At 43.1% G+C, this 6,425-nt stretch carries 8 protein-coding genes; 1 reads left to right on the top strand and 7 read right to left on the bottom strand.

What is annotated here, in order from left to right:
• On the top strand, positions 1 to 220 hold a 220-nt coding region (locus F6K49_RS33680; RefSeq protein ID WP_293103634.1), incomplete at its 5' end, for a hypothetical protein.
• Positions 221 to 657: 437 nt separating this feature from the next.
• Here the strand turns inward: F6K49_RS33680 and F6K49_RS33675 are convergent.
• From F6K49_RS33675 to F6K49_RS33645, 7 genes are all read right to left on the bottom strand, one after another.
• Positions 658 to 1,617 carry an ADP-ribosylglycohydrolase family protein gene (locus F6K49_RS33675; RefSeq protein WP_293025348.1) on the bottom strand — a complete coding sequence of 320 codons (960 nt, stop codon included), beginning with the start codon at positions 1,615 to 1,617 and terminating at the stop codon, positions 658 to 660.
• A gap of 80 nt (positions 1,618 to 1,697) precedes the next feature.
• Positions 1,698 to 2,168: a type II 3-dehydroquinate dehydratase gene (gene aroQ, locus F6K49_RS33670; protein ID WP_293025347.1), complete on the bottom strand. Its 471-nt coding sequence runs from the start codon at positions 2,166 to 2,168 to the stop codon at positions 1,698 to 1,700.
• A gap of 9 nt (positions 2,169 to 2,177) precedes the next feature.
• Positions 2,178 to 2,318 (bottom strand): hypothetical protein, encoded by a 141-nt coding sequence (locus tag F6K49_RS33665; RefSeq protein WP_008177935.1) that lies wholly within the window; start codon positions 2,316 to 2,318, stop codon positions 2,178 to 2,180.
• Between the two features lie 548 nt (positions 2,319 to 2,866).
• Complete coding sequence (locus F6K49_RS33660) at positions 2,867 to 3,841, bottom strand: CHAD domain-containing protein (protein ID WP_293025346.1); 975 nt, start codon at positions 3,839 to 3,841, stop codon at positions 2,867 to 2,869.
• Positions 3,842 to 4,199: 358 nt separating this feature from the next.
• Complete coding sequence (locus F6K49_RS33655; RefSeq protein WP_293025345.1) at positions 4,200 to 5,036, bottom strand: pentapeptide repeat-containing protein; 837 nt, start codon at positions 5,034 to 5,036, stop codon at positions 4,200 to 4,202.
• A 91-nt stretch (positions 5,037 to 5,127) separates the two neighbouring features.
• Positions 5,128 to 5,769 (bottom strand): hypothetical protein, encoded by a 642-nt coding sequence (locus F6K49_RS33650; RefSeq protein WP_044491860.1) that lies wholly within the window; start codon positions 5,767 to 5,769, stop codon positions 5,128 to 5,130.
• A gap of 66 nt (positions 5,770 to 5,835) precedes the next feature.
• Positions 5,836 to 5,991 carry a hypothetical protein gene (locus F6K49_RS33645; protein ID WP_293025344.1) on the bottom strand — a complete coding sequence of 52 codons (156 nt, stop codon included), beginning with the start codon at positions 5,989 to 5,991 and terminating at the stop codon, positions 5,836 to 5,838.
• Positions 5,992 to 6,425 lie beyond the last annotated feature (434 nt).

Genomic DNA, 6,425 nt, shown 5'->3' with positions numbered 1-6,425 from the left:
ACTTCCAGATGATTCACAGACCAACTTCACCGTAAATACGCCTACGTCATTATTTACAACTTTAGCTTTTCTTTCTTTAATCGATTCCCTAGGGGAACTTGGGGTAATTGGCATTAGTTGCTGTCGAGTTGGTGATCAAATAGCTACTCGCATTGAGATAATCCTCAATCATGGAGTTGTAAGTCCCCTTGACCACCTAATCCAAGCGGTGCCACCCTAGGCCGCGAGGGATTGCTCGCGGCCTAGGAGGCGCGCACCTTGATGATTCCGATCCTTAACCGCGACTGAAGTAAGCAGTCTTGCAGATACTCCAGCTTAGGGGTTGTGGCTGGAAGTTCTTACCAGGATTAGGCTCAATCGTCTAGTCACACTTAGGCTTAAGTCTTACCCCATAAGCACCCTTTATTGCGGGGTCAGTAACAGAATATAATTCCAGACTTGACTGATTTTTAGTTTACAAAACTCAGAAGCCAGTGTTTTTTTTAGATCATCTTAGTTTAACTGGTTTATATTAGTTTTACCTATAGCTGTGGTAGCAAATTCAACACCACGGGTGCAACACAGGCCATGAAAATTTTATCTACCATCACGTTTCAGGCTACAGCCCCTTGTAGGTAAAACTTCATTTTTGGTTTGAAAGTCCTTTGATTGAACAGCTTATCGAGATCCGATCACCCTTGGTGCTACCACAGCTAGCTTCTGAAACTGAGCTATCGCTGAAACGTCATATACACCTGACCACACTGCCAACAACTGGTCTGCTAATTGCCATGGGTCAACCCCAGTAATGTTGAGGTTAAGAGCCACCAGCCAGGGCACTGGAATACTGATGATACCGTTATAGGCACCAGCTAAAGCACCTGTTAAGGCAGCAGTAGTTTGTGATTGATAGCCTGTAAGAGCTGCACGAGTTACACAGAGGCGAAAATCTTCTGGGGTGTTTAGGAAACAGTACAATGCTAAGGCAATCGATAAAGAGCAGTCATCCTCAGACTCATTTCTACGCCTTTGCTCTCGACGCAGCTGGATAACAGTTTGTTCTAAACTTGCCCCAAGCTCCAGTAGACTTTGTAATTGTTCCAATTGTTCCACCCAGGTATTTTGATTTTCATAGTTCCCTAGGTAGGCAATGATTCGGGAAATCAGGTTAGGGCAGTCAAGTTTTTCGGTAAGAGCGATCGCTATTGCCCAAGCTATTGTCAAGACACTCTCAAACCTTTGAGAATCATTTTGCCAAATTGCTGCCGCCTGTAGCAGCTTTTGGCGCAACTTGACTTCATCTTCATGAAAAAATAATGCTATTGGTAAGGTTGCTACTGCTGCTTCGCTACTGTTGGCAGTCCCTTTTAATGAAAGGATAGAGGGTTGAGCCTTTTCACAGTGAACTAACCAATCTCCTAAATCGAGGTTGCCACAGCGAATCAAACTTTCAATACCACAAGTAGCAATCTTGCTCCAATCGGAAATCGCCTTACTCAGACCAGCATCCCCAAGGGAAAGCGGTCGAAATCTTACTTGAGCTGGTGGTAACTTTTGGCAGCCACTCCCAGCCAGGATTTCTCCCACAAGGCTACCTAACAAGGCACCTCTAAATCGGTTCAAAAGTGAGTACCGCATCCATATTTTGTCAAGAAATCTACTGTGCTTTTAAATTGCCTTTTTCAACCCGCAAGGCAGCACCCATCACCTTTTCGATTTTAATTACCAATCGATTTTCTCAATGTAAGAACTAGAGCCTGTAACCCCAGTCTATAGCTGTTAGCTCCAAAACCACTAATCTGACCGACTACCACTGGTGCCATTAACGAATGATGTCTAAAGGCTTCTCGTTTATAGATGTTGCTCAGATGAACTTCTACAGTTGGCAAGGCTACCGCAGCTATTGCATCTCGAATAGCCACACTGGTATGGGTATAAGCACCAGCATTAATTAAAATCCCCTCGTGGTTTCCTAAAGCTCCATGTATCCTATCGACTAAGATACCTTCATGATTAGACTGCAAGGCTGTCACGCTTGCCTCAAGCCTTTGCCCTTCTTGCTCTAGGAGATAGTTAATCTCATCCAAGGTTACAGATCCATAAATACGTGGTTCTCGCTGTCCCAGTAAATTAAGATTGGGACCATGGAGAACCAGGATACTTAGACGTTTTCGAGGATCACCGGACACAATAACTATCTAATTCCGACGACACCTTGGGTCATTAACAGGAATGGGTATTGGTTCTGGTTCAGGCTGAGCCTCAGGACCTAATAGCGCTTCAATAAGTTTGCGCGCCCATTCTTGAATTTTTTCCAAAACCTTTTCTATATAGTCCATCAAGCAAAAAGCTCCTATAAGACCACTTGTATCTTTTCTTTTACACTTTCAGTTCCGATACTTTTTAGCTACCAAAATCTACTTTGCAGATTTTAGCCCACTAATGCAAGCTGCTCTCGCAGCCAGGGGGTATCTCCCAAGGCCAAGATAGGTTTTGTTCCGCTCTTGGCGCATAAATCTGTGTTTAATAGAAAACGCAACCACTATCATTAAAGCTTTGGTTTTCGGCTTCAATTCAAGTTACAGAATGTTTTCAATGACACTAGATTCCTAATCAAAGTCTAACCTATTTTTGTAGATACTGCAAGATATTTGTAGAAAATCGTCAACAGTGGCTAGCCCTAACAGGTTAAAAACCATCACTGCTTTTTGAGCAGCTCAGCAAGGGAATCAGTCTTGCCTAAAGGTTTTTGCCTTGACCATGACTCTGAGAAAGCAAAAAGAACAAAGTGTTGTATCTATTATGTTACTAAGGCTAGCACATTTTATACAATTCATTCAACCAAGATACATTAACCGTGTTTATACCCTCACCAGCATCAGACCTATCAGTTGCCTGACTCAGTCAGTAATATTTGGCGAAAGGCTTGCCTGGTTTCGGGCTTCAAATAATTCTGTTGTAAGGTTTGCCACTGCTGCCATGATTTGTAGCGGTTGGCCTGTAGTAACTGAGCCAGCTGGGGAGCCTTATGTTTTAGGTCTGAGTCAAAGACAGAGTTTAAGAATTCGTCTAAAACCATACTGTCCTGAATATCACCTAAGATGCCTTGAATTTGCTTCATATCTTCCACATAGTCCTTATAGGTAGGACTATATAGTTCAGTAAATAGATTCATTTGGTAACGCACCCGCTTGGCTTGCTTACGTAGATCGTGAATCATTGCTCCACGAATGGCTAGCAATGACTCAACTGCTGCTGGTTTCAGCTGCTTGGGAGTTTGGCTACCAGTATCCTGAAGATCAACGCCCACTAGCCAAGCGGGGTGGAGTAACAGGCGGCTGACAATGGGTAAGAGTAAATCAGGTAATACCGCAGCCGCTGGCATCTGAGCCATTTCTTTATAGGTGGGTTTTTTGAGCCACCGTTTTAAGGTTTGCTTAAGCTTTTGGTGTGGCTTACCTTGCAGAGCTTCCCGAACTTGTGTTAAAGCTTTGCACCGCTTTTTTTCCAAGTAAACGTAAGCTTGCTTCAATGCTTTCCGTTCTTTGGTGGGTAACTTGGGTTGGTAACCTTTGTGGAGGGTTTCTTGGAGGACATCTAGATCTCGAAGACTGCCTAAAATACGGGCAATCTTACCAATCTGTTTTTCAGAGGCTGCTTTGGGCAAGTCTAAGGCAGGGGTAAAACTAGTGACGGCGGTACGCAAGCGCCGCATTCCGATACGCATTTGGTGCAGCTGTTCTGGATCTCGATCTTGGAGAACGGCGGCTTCGTGACTAAGCATTTTCTGGAAGTGTTTCTCAATTCCCAGATAACTCCATTCTCCAATGGTTTTGCTTTGGGGTAATACTAGTTTGTTCATCGTCCCAGTCTGACGTCTAGCAAGCCAGACTCTTGAGATTGAGGTTGAGTGGACTCAGGATAGTCACAGTCCAAACCTTTACCTAAAGTTAACCAAAAGCCCACTTTGATTAACTTTACGTTAAGGATAAAAATAATGTTTTGTATTATTACTTATTCAGAGAATATTGTCAAGTTATGATCAGACTTTGCATAGAGGTTTGCAGCTCATGAGTCAGGTCAACTATAGCTTGTCGGATAAATTCTAGGGGCGGTTGGGCATGACTCATCGGTGTCTGGTCGATTTTGTCTGTTGGATGATATTGGCAGCACTAACTGATTAATCGAAGGTTTGATTGAGTGTGATCAGATGTGGTGATCTAAGGATGGATGGTTCCATCAGGCATAATTGTTTCCCTTAGATTAACTTGGCTTAGTTCAGCTTCAATGATAGTAGCCCCAGTTAAGTTAGCTTTACTGAGGTTAGCGCCCCTGAGCTTAGCTGTAGTCAGGTTAGACCCGCTTAAATTTGCTTTAGTAAGGTTCGCCCATCTAATGTCAACCCTGTAAAGGTCTGCCTCTGCTAGGTTAGCTCCAAACAGATAGCTTCCACTAAGGTGAGCTTCTGCTAGGTTAGCCCCTCGACACTCAGCTTTGTATAGGTAAGCCCCAAGCAGTTCAGCTTGATGAAGATTAGCATTGCTCAGATTAGCATGGCAGAGATTAGCAGCCATAAGGTTAGCCTCAACCAGGTTAGTCCGTCTTAGCTTTGCCCCACTTAAATCTGCTTCTGAGAGATTAGCTTTGAGCAAGCTAGTGCCAATTAGGTTAGCATTACTCAAATCAGCTTCCATGAGGTTAGCTAGGGTCAAGTCAGCCCCAATTAAATTGGCACCATTTAGGTCAGCCCTGATCAGGTTAGCTGCTATAAGTTTAGTCCCAATTAGCTCTGCCGAGATCAGTTTAGCTTTGATCAGTTCAGCATCTTGGAGGTTGGCATTACTGAGGTTAGCTTGGCTGAGGTTAGCGCTAATCAGTTTAATATTGCCTAGATTTGCCTTTTTTAGGTTAGCTTTTGCTAAGTTTACCCTTTCAAAGTTAGCCCCATTGAGGTTAACTTCGCTAAGGTCTGGTTCTAGATCTAGATTTGTCTTTCTCCATTCTGTCCATCTCAATGGATCTTGTTTGAGTAGAGCAAGATGTTCTATATTGGCCATTGAGGTTCTCCTTCACATTATGTAGCGGTGCCAACAAAGACTTTAACCCAATGGCACTACATTAAGGGATCAGCTCAGGAAGAATTCCTTTCTATTCCTTGCGCTTGGCAGCAGGATGTTCACGACCACTCACGCTTTCAATAGCTGTCAGCGCTGCCTGAGACGCTGCTAATATATCCCGTTCTTCTCCACCTAGGTAGAGGCGTCCAAAGCTGCCCACTGCACTAATTTGTAAGATGTTAATTAAGGCAGATTTCTCTGCTTCATTGGCAGCTAGGGCAGCATAGGCAGCTGGCTCAACTTCTAATACATATAGGGTTTGCCCTGCTAGCAACATTTGACCCCGCCGTGTGCGATTAATTAACTGGGTCTGGTGGGCATCAATGTTACGGATAATTTGGCTAGAAATGACCCGAGGTTTGAGCCGATCCTGTTCCCGGACGCCCAGTGCGTCTAAAATTGCTTTGCCAGCTGTACGGGTTTCCCCTTGTTTATTAGCATGCACCTCTAGAAGTCCGTAAAGCCGTTCGACCACCAGCACTCCTGGACGCACGGCAGTGGATTTGAGGGCAATATCGGTAATCCGGTTAATTTCAATACCTGGTGAGATTTCAATCCAAAGGGAGGTATCTCCTGGTAAGGGCAAAAATCCTAACGCTACTGTTCCCATGTAAGCGGCGTGCTGAGGCTGCAAGCTGTCTATGTATACGTAACTGCGTAGTTCAATACCCAAAGTTTATATCTGTTCCTTTTTTGCTGACTAGAAGTTGTCCAAAAGGTAATTCGCACTCAAAGAAGCCTACCACACCTCTCGACCTTCTGCTTTACCCCAGTGAACCTCTTCACTGATTTCGACTTCATTGGCTAGTAATTCATCTAGGGTATATTCTCTGGGGGGGCAGATGGGTTGCTCGAGCTTTTGTTCATAGACATCAACAGCAATTATGACAAGCAACGAAAGATTTTATTGTTGTGTTTATCTAAAAATTAATATCATTTTTACTTAAAAAGTATGACTGTTTATAAAATCTATAACTGGTATTTATACTGCTATAATTCAGAGTTATATCAAAGCTGGAAATATCAAAAAATTCTAGATTTTTTAAAAACCTTAACAATACCATCACCACGAGCCTTTTTTAAAGCTCAGATGGAAATATGTTAACTAATGAAACCAAGGAAATGTAAAACTTCGCCAGCTAAAACGTTTATAACCACGATTATGGTAATTTAAATTAAATTAGAAACTAGCATATAATCAAATACCTTCTCAGAGGGTGAATAGTTTGTCAATCCTGGCTGACATACTGTTGATGAAAGTTTTAAACTGATGAGATAATGGTAGTTTGGTCTAAAAAGGAAGTAAGTAATGCGACTGTCTCAGATGCT

The sequence above is a fragment of the Moorena sp. SIO3I6 genome, assembly GCF_010672095.1.
This window is presented reverse-complemented; position numbering and strand designations above follow the sequence as displayed.